We start from the raw sequence: 22084 nt of genomic DNA on the forward strand, positions 1-22084 counted from the left end.
ACACGGTGCGCAGGTGGGTCGTGACGTCGCTCGTCCTGCTGCTGGTCCTCGTGGCGGTCGTCACGGTCGTCCGCTGGTGGCAGCACCGCGACGACACCTCCCTCCAGCGGGCCGTCGCGATGGCGCCGGCCGACGCGCAACGGCTCACCTTCACCGACTGGGCGGGCGTACGCCGCGAGCTCGGCGCCGACCTCGACGCCGCGTCGTCGACCGGCGACCTCGAGGACTTCCTCGACACGGCCTTCGAGACCGACCTCTCCCCCATGTCGGCGCTGCTGGAGTCGGCGACCACGATGCAGGTGAAGTACGGCTTCTCGCCCGCGACCCTCGAGTGGGAGCTGCTGACCCAGAGCGACGAGGGCGCGGCCGTCCTCATGCAGCTGCCGGACGACGCGGACCTCGACGCCGTCCAGGACGGGCTGGCCGAGCTCGGCTACCGGCGGCCGGACGACGACACCGGGGTCTGGCGCGGCGGCATCGACCTGCTCCCCACCATCGGCGGCACCCTCACGCCCGAGCTCCAGCACCTCGCCGTCGACGCCGACGCGGGGATCGTCGTGGCCTCCGACACCGAGAGGTACGCCGCCACCGCGATCGCCGCGGTCACCGGCGACGGCGACACCCTCGGCCAGGAGGGGAGCCTCGACGACGTCGTCGCGGCGGCCGGCGAGCCGCTGGCGGCCGCGGTCTACGACGCTGACGTGGCCTGCAGCTCGCTGGCGATGGGGAGCGCCGACGAGGGCGACCAGGCCACGGCCGACGAGCTCGTCGCCGAGGCCGGGCGGGTCGACCCGCTGACGGGGTTCGCGATGGCGGCCCAGCCGGGCGGCGGCGTACGGGTGGCGATGTCGTTCGAGGACGCCGACGAGGCGCGCGCCAACGCCGACTCGCGCTCGGTCCTCGCCTCGGGGCCCGCACCGGGCCAGGGCGGCGACTTCGCCGACCGGTTCGCACTCGGCCGGGTCGTGGCCGACGGGGACGTCGTGACGATGGCGCTCGAGCCCCGCGAGGGCGAGTACCTGCTGTCCGACCTCAGCAGCGGGCCGGTGCTGTTCGCGACCTGCTAGAGGTCTCCGTCGTCCTTGAGGACGCCGAGGATCTGGTCGATCTCCTCGTCGGAGAGGTGCTCGTCTGACTCGCTCGCCGCGATGATCAGGTTGGTGGTGAGCTCCACCTCGCCGAGCAGGTCGGCGTCCTCGAGCGACACGTCGAACTGGTCGTGCACTGCTCCTGCCCCTCCTGCCCCCGTCGTGCCGATGTGCGGATCCCAGTGTCCACGATGCCCCATCGGACCGTGGTCCAAACAGTCAAACGCACAGATACCCCAGATGGTCCCCGGGTCCCGGGGACGGGACGAGGCCCCACCCGAGCCGGGTGGGACCTCGTCGAAGTCCGATCAGGTGCTGATCAGAGGGGACGGACGTTCTCCGCCTGCGGCCCCTTCGGGGACTGCGTGACGTCGAACTCCACCTTCTGGTTCTCGTCGAGGGACTTGTAGCCCTGCGACTGGATCGCCGAGTAGTGCACGAAGACGTCGTCGCCGCCGTCCTCCTGCGCGATGAAGCCGAAGCCCTTCTCGGCGTTGAACCACTTCACGGTGCCCTGAGCCATCTGCTCGTTACTCCTTGTGTCGGGGCGAGAGCCGCCACTTCGGCGGCCCGCACCAGATGCGGTGACACGTCGCTCCGACTTGCGTGACTGGCCGACACACCCGAAAGAACGCCGTTGGATCACAAACTCCGCGGGCGTCAGACCTGCTGGAACTTGCACCTGTTGCAGCGCCGACATTACCAATCACGGACGCCGACGGAAGGACCTGTTCGGACGATTCTCACGGGAGGGGACGGGTCCCGGCCGTGACCCCGTGGGCCCGGGTTCGTTGGGAGGTCGTGTCAGGTCGCCACTCGGGCGGCACCCCGACCAGCAAGGACATCCATGCGTCTCCGCTCCCCGGCCCTCGTGGCCGCCGCAGCCGCGGCACTCGCCCTCTCCGTCTCCACGACGGGCGCAGCCAGCTCCTCGGCGGCTCCCGCACCCGGTATCGCCTCCGCCACCGGTTCCTACGTCGTGCTGCTCGACGACGACGTCGCCGCGCGCACGGTCTCGGCCCTCCACGCCGACCGGCTCGGCCTCGAGCTCGGCCACGTCTACTCCTCGGCGATCCAGGGCTACTCCGCGTCGATGAGCCCCACGACCGCCGCGCTCGTCGCCTCCCTCCCCGGCGTCGCCTCGGTGACCGCCGACACCCCCGTGGCCGCGACGGCCCAGTCGACCCCGACCGGCATCGACCGCGCCAACGCCGACGCCTCGCCGACCGCCGCGATCGACGGCACCGACCAGCGGGTCGACGTCGACGTCGCCGTCATCGACACCGGCGTGGACCTCGACCACCCCGACCTCAACGTCAACACCGCCGGTGCGAAGAACTGCACGCTGTTCGGCATCGGCAGCGCCGACGACCAGAACGGCCACGGCACCCACGTCTCCGGCACCATCGGCGCGAAGGACGACGCCAACGGCGTGGTCGGCATGGCCCCGGGGGCCCGGATCTGGCCGGTCAAGGTGCTCGGCGCGGCCGGCACCGGCCTCAACTCCGACGTCATCTGCGGCATCGACTACGTCGCGGCCCACGCCGACGAGATCGAGGTCGCCAATATGAGCCTCGGCGGTGGCGGCGAGGACGACGGCGACTGCGGTGCGACCAACGGCGACGCGATGCACGCGGCGATCTGCGAGGCCGTGGCGAACGGCGTCACCTTCGTCGTCGCGGCCGGCAACGACTCGGCCGACGCAGCCGAGTCCACGCCCGCGGCGTACGACGAGGTCGTGACCGTCAGCGCGCTCGCGGACTTCGACGGCCAGCCCGGCGGCGGCGCGGCGTCGACCTGCCGCGCCGACGAGGACGACACCTTCGCCTCGTTCAGCAACTACGGCGACGACGTCGACATCATCGCGCCGGGCGTCTGCATCACCTCGACGTGGATGAACGGTGGCTACGACACCATCTCCGGCACCTCGATGGCCGCTCCCCACGTCGCCGGCGGCGCCGCGCTCTATGCCGCCACCCACCCCTCGGCCACGCCGGCCCAGGTCCAGGCGGCGCTGGAGTCGGCCGGCAGCAGCGACTGGGACGCCTCCGACGACCCGGACGACACGAAGGAGCCGCTGCTCGACGTCACCGGCTGGTGACGCACCACCGCAGCTCCAGCTCCACCTGATCGCACCGCCCGGTCCCGCCCCCCCCTGGGACCGGGCGGTGCCCTGTTGTCCGTGGGTAACGGGTCGTCGGTGGCGCTACCCACGCGTCAGAACGCGTGGGAAGCGTCGCGGAAATCACGTTAGCCAGCATTTGAACGATCCAATCGACTCCGGGAGACTGGAGTCATGCGCCTGATCGACGAGCTGGACGAGCTGTACGACTCCTACGTGCGCGCCATCAACGCGGCCGTGGCCGACGACGACCTCGAGCGCGCCGAGCGCCTCGGGGCGGCGTACGACGACGACGCGCTGCGCCTGGTCGCGGAGCGGGAGGGCAAGGCCCACCTGGTCCCGCAGCTGCGGATCGGCGCGGCGGCCTGACGCACCCCTGCAGGTGAGGCCCGGGCACGGCCGCACCCCTAGCGTGGCGGGATGAGCAACGCCACCGTCTGGATCATCGCCGCGATCGTCGTCATCGTGATCGTCGTCGCCGTCGCCCTGGCCGTGCGCACGCAGCGCACCCGCCGCACCGAGCAGGCCCGCCACCAGGCCGAGGAGCTGCGCTCGGAGGCCCACGACCGGCGCGGCGCCGTGGCCGAGAGCGACCTCGCCGCCCGCGAGGCCGAGGCGGAGGCCGAGCAGGCGCGGGTGAAGGCCGAGCAGGCCGAGGCCCGGGCCGCCGAGCTGCGGCGCGGGGAGCAGCACGAGTCGGCCCGCGTCGAGGACCACCTCCGCGAGGCCGACCGCGTCGACCCCGACGCCCACCAGACCTCGACCACCGAGACCGCGAACCCCGAGACCTCGACCACCGGCACCTCGACCACCGACGAGGGCCGCCACCGCAGCTGACGACCCCTGCTGAGTACCCGTGCCGATGCCGGCGCGGGTGCCCTCCGCCGAGGATCAGGAGCGCGGCGCATCGCCGCGCGTCCTGCCCGCGGAGGAAGCCATGTCCGTCGTCCCGTGCCCGTCCTGCTCGGCCCCCCTGACCGGGAGCCCCGCGCGCTGCCCGCACTGCGGCCTGAGCCTCGCCGGTCCCGACGCCGCCCGCCTGTGGGAGGTGGACCAGCAGCTGGCTGTGCTGCAGCGTGAGCGCGTCGATCTCCTCACTCGGCTCCGTGCGGGCACCGCGGCTCCGGTCGCCGCCCCTGTCACCGCACCGACCGCCGTCCGGTCGGGCTGGACCGGCCAGCAGGTGCTGCTCGGTGGGGGCGTCGCCCTCGTCCTCGTCGCCGGCGCGGTCTTCATCGCCGTCGCCTGGTCGCTGATCGGCGTCGGCGGCCAGGTCGCCGTGATGGCCGCGCTCACCGCGGGCGCAGCAGCCGCGTCGCTGGCGCTGGCGTCGCGCGGGCTGCGGTCGACGGCCGAGGCGGTGGGCGTGCTCACCGTCGGCCTCACCGTCCTCGACGCCGCAGCCGCCCGGAGCCTCGGCCTGGCCGGTCTCGACACGGTCGATCCGGCCGGCTACCTCGCCGGGAGCGCGGCGCTCGTCGCGGCCTCGTCCGCCTTCCTCGCCCGGCACCGCACCCATCTGTGGAGCCCCACGCTCGCGGGCCTCGTCGCCGTCGGCGTCGTGCCGGGCGCCACCCTCCTCGCCCTCGACCCGGCGGCACCTGTGGTCTGGGCGGCGTGGCTGCTGGCAGCCAGCGCCGGGCTCGAGGTCCTCGCGCGCATGGCTCCTGCGCCCTGGCGGCGGGCGGCGGTCGTGCCCCACGGCGCTGCGGTCCTCCACCTGGTGGCAGGAGTCCTGATCTCGTTCGCGACCGTCGGCGGTGAGGACGTGCTCGGCCAGGCGACGCTGGCCGCTCTGCTGCTGGCCGCCGTCGTCGGCGCCATCTGGAGGCTCTCCTCGACCCTCCCGCCCCGCGACCGGGCGCTCGGCGTGGCCGCGGGCGCGGCGATCGCCGCGGTCACCCTCGTGCTGCTGGCCGGTCACGCCGACCAGCCGGGTCGGGCGACGCTCGTCCTGGCTGCGGTGGCCGTCGTGACGGTCGCGTCGGTCACCACCGCCGGGCGCACCGGTTGGCGGCTGGCCGCCACCACGACCGGCCATCTCACCGCCGCCCTCGGCGTCGCCGTGTCGGGCGCCGTCGTCTACGAGCAGCCGCCGTTCACCGGGACGAGTCTCCTCGCCGGGCTGCTGGTCCTGCTGGGCATCGCTGCGACGCTCACCGCCGTCCGCACGGAGCGGCCGCTCGTCCGTGCCGCGACCGCCGGGTACGCCGTCGCGGCCGCGCTGGCCGGCGCCCTCGTCTCCACCACCGGAGCCCTCGGCACCGCGACCACGGTCACGGTCGTGTTCACCACCGCGGTCGCACTCGCCGCCGCTGCGGCGGCCGGCCGCCGTACGGAGCACCTCGAGGAGGTCAGCCTCGGCGTGGCCGCCGTCCTCGGTCTGGCCGTGGCGGCGCTCGCGGCGACCACGCTCGACGGCGTGCTCCCGCTCGCGGGTGTGCTGGCCGCGGCCGGGCTGGCGGCACTTGCCTACGCCCTGCTCCCGGGTCGAGGACTCGCCTCCGTGGCCGGGGTGCTCGGCTGCTCGTGCGCCACGTGGGTGCTCTCCGCCGACGCGGGCATCAGCGTCGTGGAGGCCTACTCGCTGCCGCTGGCGGCGCTGGCCGCCGTCGTCGGCGCCGTCCGGCTGGCCCGCGAGCCCGGCGCGCCGTCGTGGGCGACCGCCGGTCCTGCCCTCGGCGCCGCCCTGCTCCCCTCTGCCCTGGCCACCGTGGACGATCCGTCCCTGCTGCGGCCGCTGCTCGTGCTGGCGGCGGGCACGGCGGTCGTGATCCTCGGGGTGCTGGCGCGCTGGCAGGCGCCGTTGGTCACCGGGACGGCGGCGCTGCTGGTCGTGGCGTTCTCCCAGCTCGCGCCGTACGCGATCGGGATGCCGCGCTACCTCAGCCTCGGCACGGTCGGGCTGGTCCTGCTCCTGCTCGGCGCCCGCTACGAGCAGCGGCGCCGGGACGCGCGCCACACGGTGGAGTGGGTGCTCGCTCTCCGCTGAGCAGCGTCCGCGAAGGTCAGCGGCGCGCGGGCAGCGGCTCCACCTGCGCCAGGAGCCCACCGCCCCAGAGCGCACGCACGACCACCGCCGCGACCACCGATCCGAGCACGCCGAGGCCCAGGTCGCCGAGCGTGTCGCCGTAGGCGAAGCGCCGCTCGGAGGACTCGGCCAGGAAGGCGAAGTACTCGCCGACCTCCCAGACGATCGCCCCGGTCGCACCGAGCGCCAGCGAGCGCTCGAGCACCCGGGACATCGGGGCCGTGCGTGGCAGCGTCAGCAGCACGAACGCGGCGGCCAGCAGACCGGTGTTCATGAAGTGCATCCAGTCGTCGAACCAGACGATGGTGTCGTAGAGGTCCATCCGGTTGCCGAGGATGTCGCTGAAGCAGGTCAGCGTGACCATCAGGTCGGGCAGCCAGGGGAAGGACACGCGGTCGCGCCACCACACCCACCAGACCAGTGGGATGCCGAAGGCGAGCAGCGGGTAGACCACGGCCCGGGCACCGGCGCCCTTGCCGCGCAGGTGGGCGGCGTCGGGCAGCAGCAGCGCGAGGACGAGCAGCAGCACGAGCGCGCTCTTCGCAGCGATGTTGGCGACGCGCGCCGCGGACGGCGTCTCGCGCAGGACCGCGGCCTCGGCCATCGTCTCCCTCTCCCCCTGCTGTCACGGCGGCACGGCGCCGCATGACGACTGTCCCACGACGGGCCCCCTCACCGCGCCACCGGCCCCCACGGGTGTCGCCCCTCGCCCGTCCGGGTCACCCGTCGCGCTCGGCGTCCGGCAGACGGATCCGCTGCGACTGGCCCGTCAGCGTGTGGAGGGTGACGCCGAGGACGTCGGGGACGCGCGCGTCCAGCTCCTCCAGCAGCAGGTCGGTGGGAGGCAGCTCGGTGGGTGACTCGACGGTGATGGTCAGCTCGAGCCCGTTGTACTCCGATCCCGTCACCTGGGCGCCGGGCACCTCGGACGCCCAGTCCTGGGTGACCTCCTCGGCCTCGCTCGCCCAGTAGGTCAGGGCGTACGTCGCGGCGGTGTTCGCCGCCAGCGGCACGCTGACGACCAGGATCAGGCCGGTGAGCACGAGGTAGGTCCGGCGTCGGGACACCTCACGCCGATCCGTGGCCTCCTGCGCATACCCCAGGACCGCGTAGACGGCCGTCCCGGCGAGCACCAGGGCGAGCAGGTTCGACAGGAACAGCAGCAGCGCACCGAAGGCGAGCGACTGCTCGCCCGCACCGAGGCAGATGCCCACCACGGCCAGCGGTGGCACCAGCGAGATCGCGATCGCGACGCCCGGCAGCACCGCGGCCACGTCGCGACGCGCCAGGGCGATCGCACCGGCGAGTCCGGTGGCCAGGGCCGCCACCATGTCGAGGATGCTCGGCGACGTACGGCCCGCGACCTGCGGGTTGTCGAGCAGCTGGGTGCCGCTGATGACGACCCGGGAGAACAGCAGGCCGATCGCGATGACGAGCACCATCCCGCCGATCACGAACAGCAGCGACCGGCTGCGCTCGCGCTTGGCCAGTGACAGCGCCGTGCCCATGATCGGCGTGGAGAGGGGCGCGATGATCATCGCGCCGATCACGGTCGCCGTGGAGTCGCGCAGGATTCCGGTGGAGGCGATGACGGCCGACAGCGTCAGCATCGTCCAGAACGCCGAGTAGTTCGACCGCCGGTCCCCCTCGCGGAGGTCGAGGTCGGCGGTCAGCTCGTCGAGCGTCCGGCGCTGCGCCTCGGGGAGCAGCACGCCACGGATCGGGTGGGGCATGTCCGGCATTGTCCACCCGCGCCGGCCCCGTCCGGGGCCCTGACGACGGTCTCACCCGGAGTGGGCGAGGCCCCGGCGGAGCGTGCCGTGCGCGCGCTCTGGGAGGATGGAAGCCCCGGGCCCTTAGCTCAATTGGCAGAGCTCCGGACTTTTAATCCGTTGGTTGTGGGTTCGAGTCCCACAGGGCCTACCGATCACGCACGGACGTCACTCCGTGAGGAGGCGCTCCTCGTCCTCGGTCGAGGTGACCTCGAGCCGCAGCCCCCAGACCGAGTCGTGCGGGACACCGAGTCGGGTCATGATGATCTGGACCTGGGGAAGCACCCACGACTGCCGTTCCAGCTGCTCGCGCTCGGCGCGGGTGCGCGTGCGCAACCAGACCACCGGGTGGCCGTCGCGGTCGGGCAGCCAGTGGGCGCTCTCGACCCCGCTGCCCCCGAGGGAGGCGACCATCGGGACCAGCGCCGCCTCGAGCTGCTTGTCGAACGCGTCCGGCGCCACGCCTCCACGGTAGGCCCCCGCACGTAACCCGCGCTCGGGGGCAGCGTTGTCACGGCATGGCAGCCATGCACGAGCAGCGACCCCTGAGCGGGGCCGAGCTGCTCGAGGAATACCTCACCTGGCGCGCGGGCACCTTCGCGCCGGTCGAGGAGGCGGCGGACTAGCTAGCGCTGCTCGGCGGGTACGCCGCGGACGCCGGCGTCCGTCAGGCGTGCCTCCTCGGCGGCCTGGGCCTCGAGCTCGGCGCGGCGGGTCGCCTCGATCATCTCGCGCGCGGCGTCGTAGGCACCCGGGTCGGAGACCAGGTCGGCGGCGCCGCCCCGGAGCCGCGCGAGCGCGGCGCGCGCGAAGATCTGCTGCTCGGTGGTGGTCCGCTCGGAGCGGCCGCGGCCGAGGAACGAGACGAACCAGTGGAGCAGCGCCGTCACGCGGCTCTTGAAGCCGGTGATGTAGACGAGGTGGACGGCGAGCCACATCAGCCAGGCGATGACGCCGGTGAGGCGCAGCTTGCCGACCATCGCGACCGCACGGAAGCGGCTGATGATCGCCATCGAGCCCTTGTCGAAGTAGTGGAACGGCTCCTGCGGGGCCTTGCCCCGGATCCGGCCGTCGATCTCCTTGGCGGCGTACTTCGCGCCCTGGATCGCGACCTGGGCGACGCCGGGGAGGTTGTCGAGGCTGATCATGTCGCCGACGACGAAGACCTCGGGGTGGCCGGGGAGGGTGAGGTCGGGGTTGACGCCGATCCGGCCGGCGCGGTCGAGCGGGGCGCCGGTCTGGTCGGCGAGGGTCTGGGTCAGCGACGAGGCCTGCACGCCCGCGGCCCAGATCTTGGTGACGGTGTCGATGCGCTCGGTGCGGCCGTCCTTGAACTTCATCTCGATGCCGCGCTCGTCGACGTCGGTCACCATCGCACCGAGGATCACCTCGACGCCGAGCTTCTCGAGCTCGGCCTTGGTGCGCTCGCCCAGCTTCTGGCCGAAGGGCGGCAGGACCTGGGGCGCCGCGTCGAGCAGGATGACCCGCGCCTCGCGGGTGTTGATGGCCCGGAAGTCGCGCTTGAGGGTGCGGTGGGCGAGCTCGGCGATCTGGCCCGCCATCTCGACCCCGGTGGGGCCGGCGCCGACGACGACGAAGGTCAGGTGGTGGTCGACGTTGTCGCCACGGTTGGCGCCGAGCTCGGCCATCTCGAACGCGCCGAAGATCCGGCCGCGCAGCTCGAGGGCGTCGTCGATCGACTTCATGCCGGGCGCGTGCTCGGAGAAGTGGTCGTTGCCGAAGTAGGACTGGGCGGCACCGGCCGCGACCAGCAGCGAGTCGTAGGGCGTGACGGTCGGGCGACCGAGGACCTGGCTGGTGACCTGGCGCTTCTCGAGGTCGATGGCGGTGACCTCGCCGAGCAGGACCTGCGCGTTCTCCTGGCCGCTGAGGACCTCGCGGGTCGGGGGCGCGATCTCGCCCTCGGAGAGGATGCCGGTCGCCACCTGGTAGAGCAGCGGCTGGAAGAGGTGGTGGGTCGTCTTGGCGATCATCGTGACCTCGACGTCGGACCGGCGCAGCGCCTTGGTGCCGAAGAGGCCGCCGAACCCGGACCCGATGACCACGACCCGGTGGCGACCGCTGGTGCCGGCCGTCGCGTCGCTGGTGTGCTGGCTCGTCTCCTGGGGGTTCGCCATGGCTCCATTGTCCTCCCGACAGCGCCCGTACCCGAAACTGCGCCCACCGATCGGCCACGTTCGGTCCGTCACACGCCGTTGCGGGAATAGCCGGACGGGAAAAGATGGACATGGCAAGGTTTGAGGTCCGTCGCGACGGGGAATGCCACCCCCGTCAGGTCCGTCAGCCGGAATGGGGTCCGCTCGTGCCGATGAGGTCCGCACTGCCTGTGGGGTCCGGTCCCCACAGCGTGCACGAGGCCCGGCGCTGGGTGGTCGACCAGGTCACCGGCATCGGTCGGCCCGACCTCGCCGACACGACCGAGCTCGGGGTCTCCGAGCTGGTCACCAACGCGATGCTCCACGCCGCCGCACCGATCGAGGTCCGCGTGCGCGGCACCCGGCTCCACCCCCGCGTGGAGGTGCGCGACGGGTCGCCGGAGCCGCCCGAGCTGCCGACCCCCGGCCGCTCCACGGCGGACCCGGCCGACCTGACGGAGGACGACCTCCTCGTGACCGTCGGCCGCGGTCTCGACATCGTCGCCCGCTGCGCCGACGCGTGGGGTGCGGAGATCGAGGACGCCGGCAAGGTCGTCTGGTTCGCCCCGGCGACCCGCATGGCCGAGATCGGTGTCACCGGCGCGGTCACCGGCATGCTCGACCGGGTCACCCGCCCCCCGCTGGCCGGGACCCGCGAGTTCCGGCTCCGGTGCGTGCCGGTCGACGCGCTGCGCACCTTCCAGCGTCACTACCAGGAGCTGCAGCGCGAGGTCCGGCTGCTGGCGCTGGCCCACGAGGCGGACTACCCCCTCGCCAAGACCCTCTCCGACCTCTTCGGCTCGATGCAGCGCGAGCTGCGCGCCGGTCTCCACCTCGGCGGCAGCGACCGGCTCCGCGCACGCTCCGACGGCACCGTCGACCTCACCGTCCGCACGACCCCCGACACCGCCGACGCCATGGGCCGCTTCGTGGAGCTGCTCGACTTCGCCGACGAGTTCTGCCGGCGCGAGCGGATGCTGTCGCTCGCGCGCACGCCGGAGCAGCGGGCCTTCCAGACCTGGTTCCTCACCGAGTTCACCCACCAGCGCGCCGGCCGCGAGCCGTCGCCGTGGCAGGAGCCGCCGGCGTCAGGGTTGCGCGCTCACGCGTAGCCCAGGTCGTGGAGCCGGTCGTCGTCGATCCCGAAGTGGTGGGCGACCTCGTGCACGACGGTGATCCGCACCTCGTCGGCCAGCTGGTCGAGGTCGTCGCAGAACGCCAGCAGTGGGCGGCGGAAGATCGTGATCCGGTCGGGGAGCTCCATCGCCGGCTCGCCCCACCGCTCGGTGAGGGCGATGCCGTCGTAGAGGCCGAGCAGCTCCGGGTCGTCCTCGGGGGCGTCGTCCTCGACGATCACCACCACGTTCGTGACCAGGGCCGCGATCTCGTCGGGGATCGACTCCAGCGCCTCCTCGACCAGCCGCTCGAACGGCTCGCGCTCCATCTCCACCGGCACACCGCGAGCCTACGGGGGCGGAAATGCAGGACACCCCGGACCTGATCGGTCCGGGGTGTCTCCTGGCGACCCCGACGGGACTCGAACCCGCGGCCTCCGCCGTGACAGGGCGGCGCGCTAACCAACTGCGCTACGGGGCCAATGGTGGTGCTGCGTGCTCCGGCCAGCGGAGCGGTGTGACTCTAACCCATGGTCCTCGCGGCCTCACAATCGAGGCCGCACCGGGCTCGAGCAGCACCCCCAACGGGATTCGAACCCGTGCTACCGCCGTGAAAGGGCGGGGTCCTGGGCCGCTAGACGATGGGGGCCGGACTGGCGACCATCCTAGGGGCGCCGCGCTCCGGCGCGGCAATCGAGCACGCCCGTTTTCGTCGCTCCGACCGGCCTCCGGTATGGTTCCCCTGCCTGCGGCCAGGTAGCTCAGTTGGTACGAGCGATCGACTGAAAATCGATAGGTCGGCGGTTCGACCCCGCCCCTGGCCACGGTGAAGACGGAGGGCCGCACCCACTCGGGTGCGGCCCTTCGTCGTACGGCGGACCACGGTCGCCGTCCAGTCGACGAGGTTTACCTCTGATTCAGGAGTGAAAACGGGCTGATTTGGGGATGATGGAGACACCTCCCCCCGGAAGGACCATCCCCCCATGCCCGCAGACCCCGAGCTCTACCGGAAGCTGGTCGACGCCAGCACCGGTGGTGTCTGGCTGCTCGACGGCGAGGGCACCACGCTGCTCTTCAACCCGCGGATGGCCGAGCTGCTGGGACGGACGCCGGAGGAGATGGTCGGGCTGAGCGCGTTCGACGTCCACGACGAGCAGGGCAGGCGCGAGTTCGCCACCCACCTCGAGAAGGCGCGCGCCGGCGACCCGGGCCACGACGACATGGAGACGATGTACCTCAGGCCCGACGGCAGCTCCGTCTGGCTGATGGCGAGCTGGCGCCCGGTGCACGACGACGAGGGCAACACCCTCGGCTACCTCCACCAGTACTCCGACTACACCGACCTGCGCCGGCTCATCAACACCCTCGCCGACCGTGAGCAGCAGCTCGCGACGGCCCAGCGGATCGCCCGCATCGGCAGCTGGGACTGGGACGTCGTCGCCGACCGCACCGAGTGGTCCGACGAGCTCTTCAACATCTACGGCATCGACCGCGACAGCTTCCGCGGCGACTACCAGGCCTTCCTCGACTTCATCCATCCCGACGACCGCGAGGACGTGCGCCGGGCCGTCGCCACGACGTACGACGGGGCCGACGAGTTCGCGTGGCACGCCCGGATCGTGCGCGGCGACGGAGTCGTGCGGTGGTGCCGCGGCCTCGGCCGGGTCGTGCGCGACGCCCGGGGCGAGCCGGTGCGGATGATGGGCACCGACCAGGACGTCACCGACCAGGTCATGGCCGACTTCGAGCTGGCGGAGGCCTCGCGGCGGCTGTCGCTGCTGCGCGACGTCGCCGAGGTCGCCAACAAGTCGACCGTGCTCACCGAGGCGCTGATCCTCAGCGCCCGCGTCGTCGAGACGACGCCCGGCTGGCACATGGCCTGGGCGGTGGCCCAGGACGAGCACGGCGCCACCTCCGCCTTCCCCCTCAGCCACGACCCGGAGATCGGGCACGTCCCGACCGACGAGGAGCTGGTCGAGAAGGCGTTCCGGACCGGGGAGATCACCACGGCCCCGCTGCCGGGCCTCGAGCAGACCCACACCCTGGTCGGCATCCCGATCCGCCACTCCGAGGACGTCGTCACCGTCGTGCTCGCCGTCGGCAACGAGGTGCCGCCCGACGACCACTCCCGCGACCTGATCGAGCAGATCGCGGCGATGCTCGGCCGCGTGGCCGAGCGCGAGCGGTCCGCCCACGAGCTCGCCGAGGCACGCGACGAGGCGATGCACGCCTCGCGCCTGAAGTCCGAGTTCCTCGCGACCATGAGCCACGAGATCCGGACCCCCATGAACGGGGTCATCGGGCTCACCGACCTGCTGATGCGCACGCCGCTCGACGCCCAGCAGCGCCGGCTCGCCGACGCGCTGCACGGGGCCGGGCTCACCCTGCGCGGCATCATCAACGACATCCTCGACCTGTCCAAGATCGAGGCCGGCAAGCTCGAGCTCGAGCTCGTCGACTTCGAGGTGCGCTCCGTCGTGGAGCAGACCGTCGGGCTGCTGCGCGGGCTCGCCGACGAGAAGGGGCTCGACCTGCGGCTCAGCGTCGCGCCACGCGTCCCGACGTACGTGCGCGGCGACGCGGTCCGCTTCGAGCAGGTCCTCACCAACCTCGGGTCCAACGCGGTGAAGTTCACCGACCTCGGCTCGGTGCACATCTCGGTCGACGTCGCCGAGCGCCGGCCGGACGGCCACCTGCTCGAGGTGGTCGTCTCCGACACCGGGCCCGGGATCCCCGACGCGGCCCAGCGCCGGCTCTTCGACGCCTTCACGCAGGTCGACCCCTCCACCACGCGTCGCCACGGCGGCACCGGCCTGGGGCTCACCATCGTGCGCCAGCTCGTCGACGCGCTCGGCGGCGAGATCCAGGTGACCAGCGAGCTCGGTCGCGGCAGCCGCTTCCGGTTCACGGCCGACTTCGGCACCGCGGTGGGCGATGCCCGCGACGAGCAGGGGCTGCCCGGCACCCGTACCGGCGTCGCCCCGCCGGCAGCGACCCACCGGGTCCTCGTCGTCGAGGACAACCAGGTCAACCAGATGGTCGCCGTCGGGCTGCTCGAGAGCGTCGGCTTCGCGACCGAGGTCGCCGTCGACGGCGTCGAGGCCGTCGAGGCGCTCGCCGGCGACCACGGCTTCTCTGCGGTGCTGATGGACTGCCGGATGCCGCGCATGGACGGCTACACCGCGACCCGGACGATCCGGGAGAACGAGCCCGCGGGCCGACGGGTCCCCATCATCGCGATGACCGCCTCGGCGCTCGAGGGCGAGCGCGAGCGCTGCCTGGCCTGCGGCATGGACGACTTCCTGACCAAGCCGGTCGACTCCGACCGGCTCCACCGCACGCTGCGCCACTGGGTCGGCGACGACGAGACCCCCAAGCCGGTCGTGCCGCCGGCGCCGACGGTCCGCGAGACGCTCGCCGCCGAGCCCGCCTCCCCGCCGCCCGTCGGCGACCTCGTCGACGTCGAGCGGATCGAGATGCTCCACGAGATGGTCAAGGACGGCATCAGCCTCTTCCAGCGGTCGTCGGGCAACTTCATCGCCCACGCCCCCGACCACCTCACCGCCATCGGCGCCGCCGTCGCCGAGGGCGACGCCGAGCAGCTCATGGCCACCGCCCACAAGCTGAAGGGCAGCGCCCTCAACCTCGGGCTGCCCCGGGTCGGGGCCGCCGCGTTCGAGCTCGAGGAGCGAGGCCGCTCCGCGCGGCTCGACGGCGCCGAGGCGGCGTACGCCACGCTGACGCGGGAGATGGGCCTCGCCGTGGCCGCACTCGAGCGGGAGCGCGCCGCGCGCGCCTGACGGCTACTTCTGGGTAGGCCGCGCCGGGCCTACGCTGGACCTGATCCTGGGACGAGCGACCGCGCCACCCCTGCGGCCGCGACCCCGTTGAGGCAGCCACCCACCCGCGTGGCTCCGACCAGACAGGCCACCACCATGTCCTCCAGCATGTCCTCCAGCACCGACGCCAGCAGCAGCCAGCCCCCCGTCGACGTCTTCGAGCTCGGCGACGAGCACGAGCAGGTCGTCTTCTGCCACGACCGGCCCACCGGGCTCCGCGCCATCGTCGCGATCCACTCCACCGCGCTCGGGCCCGCCCTCGGCGGCACCCGGTTCTACCCCTACGCGACGACCGACGACGCGGTTCGCGACGTCCTCAACCTCTCGCGGGGCATGTCCTACAAGGCTGCGCTCGCAGGACTCGACCTCGGCGGCGGCAAGGCCGTCATCATCGGCGACCCCGCCACGCTCAAGAGCGAGGCGCTGCTGCGGGCCTACGGCCGGTTCGTCCAGTCGCTGAACGGCCGCTACTACACCGCCTGCGACGTCGGCACCTACTCCGAGGACATGGACCACATCGCCCGCGAGTGCGACTTCGTCACCGGGCGCACCACCGCCCACGGCGGTGCCGGCGACAGCTCGGTGCTGACGGCGTACGGCGTGTTCCAGGGCATGCGCGCCGCAGCCGAGGCCACGTGGGGGGAGCCGACGCTGGGCGGTCGCACCGTCGGGGTCGCCGGCGTCGGCAAGGTCGGCCACCACCTGGTCCGCCACCTCGTCGAGGACGGCGCGACGGTCGTCGTGACCGACCCCCACCAACCCTCGGTCGACCGGGTGCGCGAGGAGTTCCCGCAGGTCACCGTCGTCGCCGACACCGAGGCGCTCGTCGGCTCCGCCCTCGACGTCTATGCGCCCTGCGCGCTGGGCGGAGCGCTCACCGACGAGGTCGTCGAGACCCTGTCGGCGGTCATCGTCTGCGGAGCTGCGAACAACCAGCTCGCCCACCCGGGGGTCGAGAAGGCGCTCGAGGAGCGGGGCATCCTCTACGCGCCGGACTACTGCGTGAACTCCGGCGGGCTGATCCAGGTCGCCGACGAGCTCGAGGGCTTCAGCTTCGAGCGTGCCCAGCAGCGAGCCACCGGCATCTTCGCCACCACCCGGTCGGTCTTCGAGACCGCCCGGCGTGACGGCGTACCGCCGGCCGTCGCCGCCGACCGCCTCGCGGAGAAGCGGATGCGCAACGTCGGCCGCCTGCGCGGCCTCTGGCTCGGCTGAGGGCGCGCCAAGTCCCGTGACGGGGCCGGGGATCCCGTGAGGGACCCGGCCCCGGTCAGCGGATCAGGTCAGTCCCGATCTCGTTCTGCGAAGTCGGCCCACTTGTCGTACTCGTCGGGGTCGAGCTGCTGCTCCTCGACTCCGCTCGCAGTGGTCTCGTCGCCGTGCAGCTCGCGCGCCAGCGCGCCGAAGTCCGTCTCGTGAGAGCGGTACTTCAGCTCGCGTGCGACCTTCGTCTGCTTGGCCTTAGCTCGGCCGCGTCCCATGGGGTCGACCCCCTCGCACACTGGACCGGGTCATCAGGGCTGCTGGAACGCGCACTGTGACTCCCGGTCGGATCGGTCTGTTTCGTCGTGGCCCCAACGCTACCTGCTGGGCGGCTGTTCCCGCACACCCACTCCGGCATTTCGCCTCCGGTTCAGGCTGTGGGGCTCACCACCCGGGGTGCTGACCGGTCAGCGAGACCCGTCCGGACCCGTCCGCGTGGACCTCTCCGGCGACCCACGCGTCCACGTCGTGCCCCGCGAGGAGCGACAGCGCCGCCTCGGTGTCGTCGGGCGAGACGAGGGCGACCATGCCGACACCGCAGTTGAGGGTGCGCTCCAGGTCGGGCTGGGGTACGTCGCCGACGCGGCGGACCAGGTCGAAGACCGGACCGGGGGTCCACGTCTCGCGGGCGAGGGTCGCGTCGAGCTCCACCGGCATGACCCGCTCGAGGTTGGCGGCGAGGCCGCCACCGGTGACGTGGGACATCGCGTGGGCGCCGGGGAGCGCCGCGAGGGCGAGGCAGGCCTTGGCGTAGATCATCGTCGGCTCGAGGAGCTCCTCGCCGAGGCTGCGGCCGAGGTCGTCGACGTGACGGTCGAGCGACCAGCCCGCCTGCTGGAGCAGGACGTGGCGCACGAGGGAGTAGCCGTTGGAGTGCAGGCCGCTGGACCGCATCGCGATCACGGCGTCCCCCGGGCGGACGCGGCCCGGGCCGAGGAGCCGGTCGGCCTCCACGACCCCGGTGGTGGAGCCGGCGACGTCGTACTCGTCGGGCTCGAGCAGGCCGGGGTGCTCGGCGGTCTCGCCGCCGATGAGGGCGCAGCCGGCGGCGACGCAGGCCTCGGCGATGCCCTTGACGATGGCCGCGATCCGCTCGGGGACGACCCGCCCGGTGGCGATGTAGTCGGTGAGGAACAGCGGCTCGGCGCCGCAGACCACCAGGTCGTCGACGAGCATGCCGACGAGGTCGAACCCGATGGTGTCGTGCTTGTCGAGCGCCTGGGCGATCGCGACCTTGGTGCCGACACCGTCGGCGGAGCTCGCGAGCAGCGGTCGCGTGTAGGACTTGAGCGCGGAGGCGTCGAACAGGCCGGCGAACCCGCCGATGCCACCCACCATCTCGGGGCGGCGGGCCTTCTCGACCCACCCCTTCATCAGCTCGACGGCCTTGTCACCGGCCTCGATCGAGACGCCGGCGGCGGCGTAGGCATCGGTCTGGGCGTGGTGGGTCACGAGTGCGTCCTGTCCAGGGCTGGTCGATCAGGGGTTGTTGAGCACGGGCAGCGACTCCGACGTCATGGACGCCTCGAGGAGGTGCTTGCCGAGCAGGTTCTCGTCAGGCAACGGGATCGGGTAGTCGCCGGTGAAGCAGGCGCGGCACAGCCGCTCCTCGGGCTGCCCGGTCGCCTCGACCATGCCCTCGAGCGAGATGTAGCCGAGGCTGTCGGCCCCCACGCTCGCGGCGATCTCCTCGGGCGTGAGGCCGTTGGCGATCAGCTCGGCCCGGGTCGCGAAGTCGATGCCGTAGAAGCAAGGCCACTTCACCGGCGGGCTGGAGATCCGGACGTGCACCTCGAGCGCGCCCGCCTCCCGCAGCATCCGCACCTGGGCGCGCTGGGTGTTGCCGCGCACGATCGAGTCGTCGACCACGACGATCCGCTTGCCGCGGATCATGTGCTCGAGCGCGTTGAGCTTGAGCCGGATGCCGAGCTGGCGCAGCGACTGGCTGGGCTGGATGAAGGTGCGGCCGACGTAGGCGTTCTTGACGAAGCCCTGGCCGAAGGGGATGCCGGACTCCTCGGCATAGCCGGCGGCGGCCGGCGTGCCCGACTCGGGCACCGGGATCACCAGGTCGGCGTCGACGGGGTATTCACGGGCCAGCCGGCGACCCATCTCGACCCGCGACTCGTGGACGCTGCGGCCGCTGATCGTCGCGTCGGGTCGGGCGAGGTAGACGTACTCGAACACGCAGCCCTTCCGCTCGGACTCGGCGAACTTGTGACTGCGCAGCCCGTTCTCGTCGATGGCGAGCAGCTCACCGGGCTCGACCTCGCGCACGACGCTCGCGCCGATCGTGGCCAGCGCCGAGTCCTCCGAGGCGACGACCCAGCCCCGGTCGAGCCGGCCGAGGACGAGCGGCCGGATGCCCTGCGGGTCGCGGGCGGCGTAGAGCGTGTTCTCGTTCATCCAGACGAAGCAGAAGGCGCCGCGCAGGGTCGGCAGCACCTCCAGCGCCCGCTGCTCCAGCGAGGTGTCGGGGTGGTGGGCCATCAGCGCGGTGACCAGGCCGGTGTCGTTGGTCGACGTCTCGAGGTTGCGCGCGTGGATGTCGAGCTCGTCGCCGGCGCTCGGCAGCGTCGCAACCTGGGCGCGCAGCTCGTGGGTGTTGATCAGGTTGCCGTTGTGGCCGAGCGCGATCGAGCCGTCGGCGGTCGGGCGGAAGGTCGGCTGGGCGTTCTTCCAGACGCTCGACCCGGTCGTGGAGTAGCGGCAGTGGCCGATCGCGAGGTGGCCCTTGAGCGAGGCGAGCGTGGTCTCGTCGAAGACCTGGGAGACCAGGCCCATGTCCTTGTAGACCAGGATCTGGCGGCCGTTGCTCACCGCGATGCCCGCGGACTCCTGGCCGCGGTGCTGGAGGGCGTAGAGGCCGAAGTAGGTCAGCTTGGCGACGTCCTCGCCGGGGGCCCAGACGCCGAACACACCGCAGTGGTCCTGGGGTCCCTGGTCCTCGGGGTCGAGTGCTGCGCTGAGGCGACCGTCGCCCGGTCGGTTCCAGCTGGCTCGGAGCACACGGGCAGTCTAACCGCGCGCCGGGCGCGGCCGGGCGGTGCCCGGATGTTGCAGGACCCTGCAGTCGCGTGCCACATCCGGGACACGGGTCTCATTCCGCCGTAGCATGCGTCCGGGGATTGGGGAATCGGGGAACACATGGGTCATGAGGGGATGACTCCGGCGACGCAGGCGCGCGTGCCGGAGGAGGTCGACCGCGGCGCGCTCCAGCTCGTCGCCGAGGGCGTCACCGAGACCGTGGGCTTCCAGCTCGCGACCATCAGCGTCGTCCGGACGGCGCCCGACGGGTCGCAGGAGCTGGAGGTCGTCGCCGACGCCGGCGACGACGCCACGGGCGAGATCATCATCGGCCGGCGCACCCCGCTCGCGAGCCTGCTCGAGGAGATCAAGCAGGCCGAGGTCTGGGGCCAGTTCCGCTTCCTGCCCCACGAGAAGCTGACGGAGCGGGACGTCCAGAACGCCTACGGCTGGGTCGTCCCCGACTTCGAGCCGATCGACGCTCCCGACGCCTGGCACCCGCTCGACCTGCTGGTCGCGCTGCTCCACGACGCCAGCGGCGTGCTGCGCGGGACGCTCGCGATCGACCTGCCCGACAACGGGCGGCGGCCCGGCCCCGAGCAGCGGCGGCTGCTGGAGAAGTACGCCGTGCAGGCCGCGCGCACCGTCGTCACCACCCTCGAGCGGGAGGAGCTCTCCGAGCAGGTCCGGCTGGCCGAGACCGCGCGCCGGATCGTGCGCGGCGCCAGCGCCCAGCAGGACCTCTCCCAGGTCCTCAGCGACTGCCAGGCCGGGCTCGTGGAGGGCTTCCGGTCGCAGGGCTCGTGGATCCAGACCTTCGACGAGGACGGCCGCGGCTCCGGCGCGGTCTACGCCTCCAACGGCGACGCGGTCGAGCTGCCGTCGACCCTCGTCGACCTGGCCGAGCGGTCGGCACGGCGCAGCTGGGCCGAGCAGGTCGCCGTGGTCGTCGCCGGCGACCGGCCGGTCCCCGAGGTGCTGACCCGGGACGAGCAGGCCACCATCGTCGGCTTCCTCGACACGATCGGCATCAGCTCGCTGCTCTTCGTCCCGCTCGGGGCGGGCGAGGAGTGCCTCGGCAACCTCGTCCTCACCCGGACCGGCACCAGCGACTGGACCGAGCTCGACCAGCAGGCAGCCCTCGACATCGGCCACGACCTGGGCCGCGTCATCCTCAACGCCCGCACCTTCCAGCGCGAGCACGAGCTGGTCGTGGAGCTGCAGGCGCTCGACACCTACAAGAGCCAGCTGATCTCCACCATCTCCCACGAGCTGAAGAACCCGCTGACGTCCGTGCGCGGCTACCTCGAGCTCCTCGAGGGGAGCACGACGCTCGGCGCGGAGGAGCAGCGGGCGGTGCAGGCGATGGGTCGGGGCACCGACCGGCTCGGCCGCGTGGTCGACGACCTGCTCCTGATGTCGAAGGTCGGCGACCCCCACCACCGGATCATCCCCGTCGCCGTCGACCTCGCCCGCGTGGTCGGCGAGGTCCTGGACCTGCTGTCGGTCACGGTGAGCACCAAGCAGCTCGCGGTCTCCACCGACCTGCCCGACGCGCCGGTCGCGGCCCTCGGTGACGAGACCGAGATCGACCGCCTCGTGGCCAACCTGGTCAGCAACGCGGTCAAGTACACGCCCGTCGGCCGGGCGGTCGCGGTGAAGGTCGACCGCGACGGCGACCACGTCGTCCTCGAGGTGTCCGACCAGGGGCTCGGCATCTCCGAGGCCGACCAGGAGCACCTCTTCGAGGAGTTCTTCCGCTCCACCAACCCGGCGGCGACCTCCCTCCCCGGCACCGGCCTCGGCCTGGCGATCGTGAAGCGCATCGTCGAGCGCCACGACGGCGCCATCGACGTCCGCTCGACGCTCGGGAAGGGCAGCACCTTCACCGTGCGGCTGCCCGTCGCCGGGTGAGCGCCTGGTCGGGCGTCGCGGAGGCCTACCGGGTCTCCTTCGGCACGCTGTGCGCCGGCCCCGTCGACCGGCTGCTGGCCGACGCCCTCGACGGGCCGCTGCTCGACGTCGGGTGCGGCACCGGCGGGCTCGCGGCGTCTGCGGCCTCGGCCGGCCACCCCGTCGTCGCGGTCGACGCCGACCCGGACATGACCGTGGTGGCCGCCGCGTCCCTGCCCGGCCGGGTCGTCGGCGCCGCGCTCCCGCGGCTGCCCTTTCCCGACGACGCCTTCGCCACCACCACCGCCAACTTCGTGGTCAACCACGTCCCCGACCCGCGGGCCGCCGTGGCCGAGCTCGCCCGGGTCACCCGCCGCGGCGGCCGGGTCGCCATGACGTCGTGGACCTCCGCGCCGGCAGCCTGGGCCGGACTGGTCGGCGACGCCTTCGCGTCCGCCGGTGCGGTCGCCCCGCCGGCGCAACGGCTGGCACCCGAGCTCGACTTCGAGCGGTCGCCCGAGGGCCTGGCCGGCCTCGCGGCCGGCGCCGGTCTCCAACCCCTGACGGTCACCGAGCTGCGGTGGACCTGGGAGGTGCCCGCCGCCGACCTCTGGGCGGGCGTCACCGGCGGGGTGGCCGGTCCCGGGCGGACGTTCCTCGCCCAGTCACGGGAGGTGCAGGAGGCCGCCACGGCCGCGTTCCACGCGGACCGGCCCGCCGACCGGGCTCCGCTCCGGCTGGCGGCCGTGGCGGCGTACGTGCTCGCGGAGGGGTGACC

At 72.7% G+C, this 22084-nt stretch carries 20 protein-coding genes and 4 tRNA genes; 12 read left to right on the forward strand and 12 right to left on the reverse strand.

From position 1 onward, the window contains the following. Positions 1 to 5 precede the first annotated feature (5 nt). The gene (locus ABD091_RS06800) at positions 6 to 1067 is read left to right on the forward strand and encodes a hypothetical protein (protein ID WP_343916702.1); all 1062 of its coding nucleotides are present in this window, start codon (positions 6 to 8) and stop codon (positions 1065 to 1067) included. Here the strand turns inward: ABD091_RS06800 and ABD091_RS06805 are convergent. Beyond that, positions 1064 to 1225, reverse strand: coding sequence for a hypothetical protein (locus tag ABD091_RS06805; protein ID WP_343916704.1), 162 nt, complete (start codon positions 1223 to 1225; stop codon positions 1064 to 1066). The two genes, ABD091_RS06800 and ABD091_RS06805, sit on opposite strands and share 4 nt — an antisense overlap. A 182-nt stretch (positions 1226 to 1407) precedes the next feature. Further along, positions 1408 to 1611 (reverse strand): cold-shock protein, encoded by a 204-nt coding sequence (locus tag ABD091_RS06810; protein WP_330864408.1) that lies wholly within the window; start codon positions 1609 to 1611, stop codon positions 1408 to 1410. A 324-nt stretch (positions 1612 to 1935) separates the two neighbouring features. Between ABD091_RS06810 and ABD091_RS06815 the strand changes: the two genes are divergently transcribed. The 4 genes from ABD091_RS06815 (at position 1936) to ABD091_RS06830 (ending at position 6202) form a co-directional block, all read left to right on the forward strand. Beyond that, the gene (locus tag ABD091_RS06815; protein ID WP_343916709.1) at positions 1936 to 3189 is read left to right on the forward strand and encodes a S8 family serine peptidase; all 1254 of its coding nucleotides are present in this window, start codon (positions 1936 to 1938) and stop codon (positions 3187 to 3189) included. A 195-nt stretch (positions 3190 to 3384) separates the two neighbouring features. After that, positions 3385 to 3579, forward strand: coding sequence for a hypothetical protein (locus ABD091_RS06820; protein ID WP_343916710.1), 195 nt, complete (start codon positions 3385 to 3387; stop codon positions 3577 to 3579). Between the two features lie 51 nt (positions 3580 to 3630). Continuing rightward, complete coding sequence (locus tag ABD091_RS06825) at positions 3631 to 4047, forward strand: hypothetical protein (RefSeq protein ID WP_343916712.1); 417 nt, start codon at positions 3631 to 3633, stop codon at positions 4045 to 4047. Between the two features lie 100 nt (positions 4048 to 4147). Then, entirely contained in the window at positions 4148 to 6202 is a 2055-nt protein-coding gene (locus ABD091_RS06830; RefSeq protein WP_343916714.1) for an SCO7613 C-terminal domain-containing membrane protein, read from the forward strand. A 16-nt stretch (positions 6203 to 6218) separates the two neighbouring features. Here the strand turns inward: ABD091_RS06830 and ABD091_RS06835 are convergent, their stop codons facing one another. Further along, positions 6219 to 6845 (reverse strand): DUF2238 domain-containing protein, encoded by a 627-nt coding sequence (locus ABD091_RS06835; RefSeq protein WP_343916716.1) that lies wholly within the window; start codon positions 6843 to 6845, stop codon positions 6219 to 6221. A gap of 115 nt (positions 6846 to 6960) precedes the next feature. Further along, positions 6961 to 7974 (reverse strand): TIGR00341 family protein, encoded by a 1014-nt coding sequence (locus ABD091_RS06840; RefSeq protein WP_343916718.1) that lies wholly within the window; start codon positions 7972 to 7974, stop codon positions 6961 to 6963. Positions 7975 to 8091: 117 nt separating this feature from the next. Here ABD091_RS06840 and ABD091_RS06845 point away from each other — a divergent pair. Further along, a tRNA-Lys gene (locus ABD091_RS06845) sits at positions 8092 to 8164 on the forward strand. A 17-nt stretch (positions 8165 to 8181) separates the two neighbouring features. Here the strand turns inward: ABD091_RS06845 and ABD091_RS06850 are convergent. Continuing rightward, a complete protein-coding gene (locus tag ABD091_RS06850; RefSeq protein ID WP_343916720.1) occupies positions 8182 to 8475 on the reverse strand; it encodes a hypothetical protein in 294 nt (97 codons plus the stop codon). A gap of 164 nt (positions 8476 to 8639) precedes the next feature. After that, on the reverse strand, positions 8640 to 10151 hold the full coding sequence (locus ABD091_RS06855; RefSeq protein ID WP_343916722.1) for an NAD(P)/FAD-dependent oxidoreductase: 1512 nt from the start codon (positions 10149 to 10151) through the stop codon (positions 8640 to 8642). 191 nt (positions 10152 to 10342) lie between these two features. Here ABD091_RS06855 and ABD091_RS06860 point away from each other — a divergent pair, with 191 nt between their 5' ends. Further along, positions 10343 to 11281, forward strand: coding sequence for an ATP-binding protein (locus ABD091_RS06860; protein WP_343916724.1), 939 nt, complete (start codon positions 10343 to 10345; stop codon positions 11279 to 11281). Here ABD091_RS06860 and ABD091_RS06865 read toward each other — a convergent pair. From ABD091_RS06865 to ABD091_RS06875, 3 genes are all read right to left on the reverse strand, one after another. Then, the gene (locus ABD091_RS06865; RefSeq protein ID WP_343916726.1) at positions 11272 to 11625 is read right to left on the reverse strand and encodes a metallopeptidase family protein; all 354 of its coding nucleotides are present in this window, start codon (positions 11623 to 11625) and stop codon (positions 11272 to 11274) included. The two genes, ABD091_RS06860 and ABD091_RS06865, sit on opposite strands and share 10 nt — an antisense overlap. Positions 11626 to 11688: 63 nt before the next feature. After that, a tRNA-Asp gene (locus tag ABD091_RS06870) sits at positions 11689 to 11765 on the reverse strand. 95 nt (positions 11766 to 11860) lie between these two features. Beyond that, a tRNA-Glu gene (locus tag ABD091_RS06875) sits at positions 11861 to 11933 on the reverse strand. Between the two features lie 101 nt (positions 11934 to 12034). Between ABD091_RS06875 and ABD091_RS06880 the strand changes: the two genes are divergently transcribed. The 3 genes from ABD091_RS06880 (at position 12035) to ABD091_RS06890 (ending at position 16338) form a co-directional block, all read left to right on the forward strand. Further along, a tRNA-Phe gene (locus ABD091_RS06880) sits at positions 12035 to 12108 on the forward strand. A 159-nt stretch (positions 12109 to 12267) separates the two neighbouring features. Beyond that, on the forward strand, positions 12268 to 15084 hold the full coding sequence (locus ABD091_RS06885) for a PAS domain-containing hybrid sensor histidine kinase/response regulator (protein WP_343916728.1): 2817 nt from the start codon (positions 12268 to 12270) through the stop codon (positions 15082 to 15084). A gap of 147 nt (positions 15085 to 15231) precedes the next feature. Further along, entirely contained in the window at positions 15232 to 16338 is a 1107-nt protein-coding gene (locus ABD091_RS06890; RefSeq protein ID WP_343916730.1) for a Glu/Leu/Phe/Val dehydrogenase dimerization domain-containing protein, read from the forward strand. A 68-nt stretch (positions 16339 to 16406) separates the two neighbouring features. Here the strand turns inward: ABD091_RS06890 and ABD091_RS06895 are convergent, their stop codons facing one another. The 3 genes from ABD091_RS06895 to purF form a co-directional block, all read right to left on the reverse strand. Next, complete coding sequence (locus ABD091_RS06895) at positions 16407 to 16604, reverse strand: DUF3073 domain-containing protein (RefSeq protein WP_343916732.1); 198 nt, start codon at positions 16602 to 16604, stop codon at positions 16407 to 16409. Between the two features lie 166 nt (positions 16605 to 16770). Next, positions 16771 to 17838 carry a phosphoribosylformylglycinamidine cyclo-ligase gene (gene purM, locus ABD091_RS06900; protein WP_343916734.1) on the reverse strand — a complete coding sequence of 356 codons (1068 nt, stop codon included), beginning with the start codon at positions 17836 to 17838 and terminating at the stop codon, positions 16771 to 16773. 27 nt (positions 17839 to 17865) lie between these two features. Next, on the reverse strand, positions 17866 to 19395 hold the full coding sequence (purF, locus tag ABD091_RS06905) for an amidophosphoribosyltransferase (protein ID WP_343916736.1): 1530 nt from the start codon (positions 19393 to 19395) through the stop codon (positions 17866 to 17868). Positions 19396 to 19548: 153 nt separating this feature from the next. On the opposite strand from purF, the gene ABD091_RS06910 reads away from it, so the two are divergent. Together ABD091_RS06910 and ABD091_RS06915 are read left to right on the forward strand one after the other, a co-directional pair. Next, on the forward strand, positions 19549 to 21327 hold the full coding sequence (locus tag ABD091_RS06910) for a sensor histidine kinase (RefSeq protein WP_343916738.1): 1779 nt from the start codon (positions 19549 to 19551) through the stop codon (positions 21325 to 21327). After that, on the forward strand, positions 21324 to 22082 hold the full coding sequence (locus tag ABD091_RS06915; RefSeq protein WP_343916740.1) for a class I SAM-dependent methyltransferase: 759 nt from the start codon (positions 21324 to 21326) through the stop codon (positions 22080 to 22082). Before ABD091_RS06910 ends, ABD091_RS06915 begins: the two co-directional genes overlap by 4 nt. The last annotated feature ends 2 nt before the right edge of the window (positions 22083 to 22084 follow it).

The sequence above is a fragment of the Nocardioides aestuarii genome (genome assembly GCF_039527245.1).
Taxonomy (GTDB): Bacteria; Actinomycetota; Actinomycetes; order Propionibacteriales; family Nocardioidaceae; genus Nocardioides; species Nocardioides aestuarii.

Bases quoted from the DNA above. Each gene is read 5' to 3' on its own strand.
- ABD091_RS06810 (WP_330864408.1), bottom strand. From the start codon at position 1,611: ATGGCTCAGGGCACCGTGAAGTGGTTCAACGCCGAGAAGGGCTTCGGC.
- ABD091_RS06815 (WP_343916709.1), top strand. From the start codon at position 1,936: ATGCGTCTCCGCTCCCCGGCCCTCGTGGCCGCCGCAGCCGCGGCACTC.
- ABD091_RS06820 (WP_343916710.1), top strand. From the start codon at position 3,385: ATGCGCCTGATCGACGAGCTGGACGAGCTGTACGACTCCTACGTGCGC.
- ABD091_RS06825 (WP_343916712.1), top strand. From the start codon at position 3,631: ATGAGCAACGCCACCGTCTGGATCATCGCCGCGATCGTCGTCATCGTG.
- ABD091_RS06830 (WP_343916714.1), top strand. From the start codon at position 4,148: ATGTCCGTCGTCCCGTGCCCGTCCTGCTCGGCCCCCCTGACCGGGAGC.
- ABD091_RS06835 (WP_343916716.1), bottom strand. From the start codon at position 6,845: ATGGCCGAGGCCGCGGTCCTGCGCGAGACGCCGTCCGCGGCGCGCGTC.
- ABD091_RS06840 (WP_343916718.1), bottom strand. From the start codon at position 7,974: ATGCCCCACCCGATCCGTGGCGTGCTGCTCCCCGAGGCGCAGCGCCGG.
- ABD091_RS06855 (WP_343916722.1), bottom strand. From the start codon at position 10,151: ATGGCGAACCCCCAGGAGACGAGCCAGCACACCAGCGACGCGACGGCC.
- ABD091_RS06860 (WP_343916724.1), top strand. From the start codon at position 10,343: ATGAGGTCCGCACTGCCTGTGGGGTCCGGTCCCCACAGCGTGCACGAG.
- ABD091_RS06885 (WP_343916728.1), top strand. From the start codon at position 12,268: ATGCCCGCAGACCCCGAGCTCTACCGGAAGCTGGTCGACGCCAGCACC.
- ABD091_RS06890 (WP_343916730.1), top strand. From the start codon at position 15,232: ATGTCCTCCAGCACCGACGCCAGCAGCAGCCAGCCCCCCGTCGACGTC.
- ABD091_RS06895 (WP_343916732.1), bottom strand. From the start codon at position 16,604: ATGGGACGCGGCCGAGCTAAGGCCAAGCAGACGAAGGTCGCACGCGAG.
- ABD091_RS06910 (WP_343916738.1), top strand. From the start codon at position 19,549: ATGACTCCGGCGACGCAGGCGCGCGTGCCGGAGGAGGTCGACCGCGGC.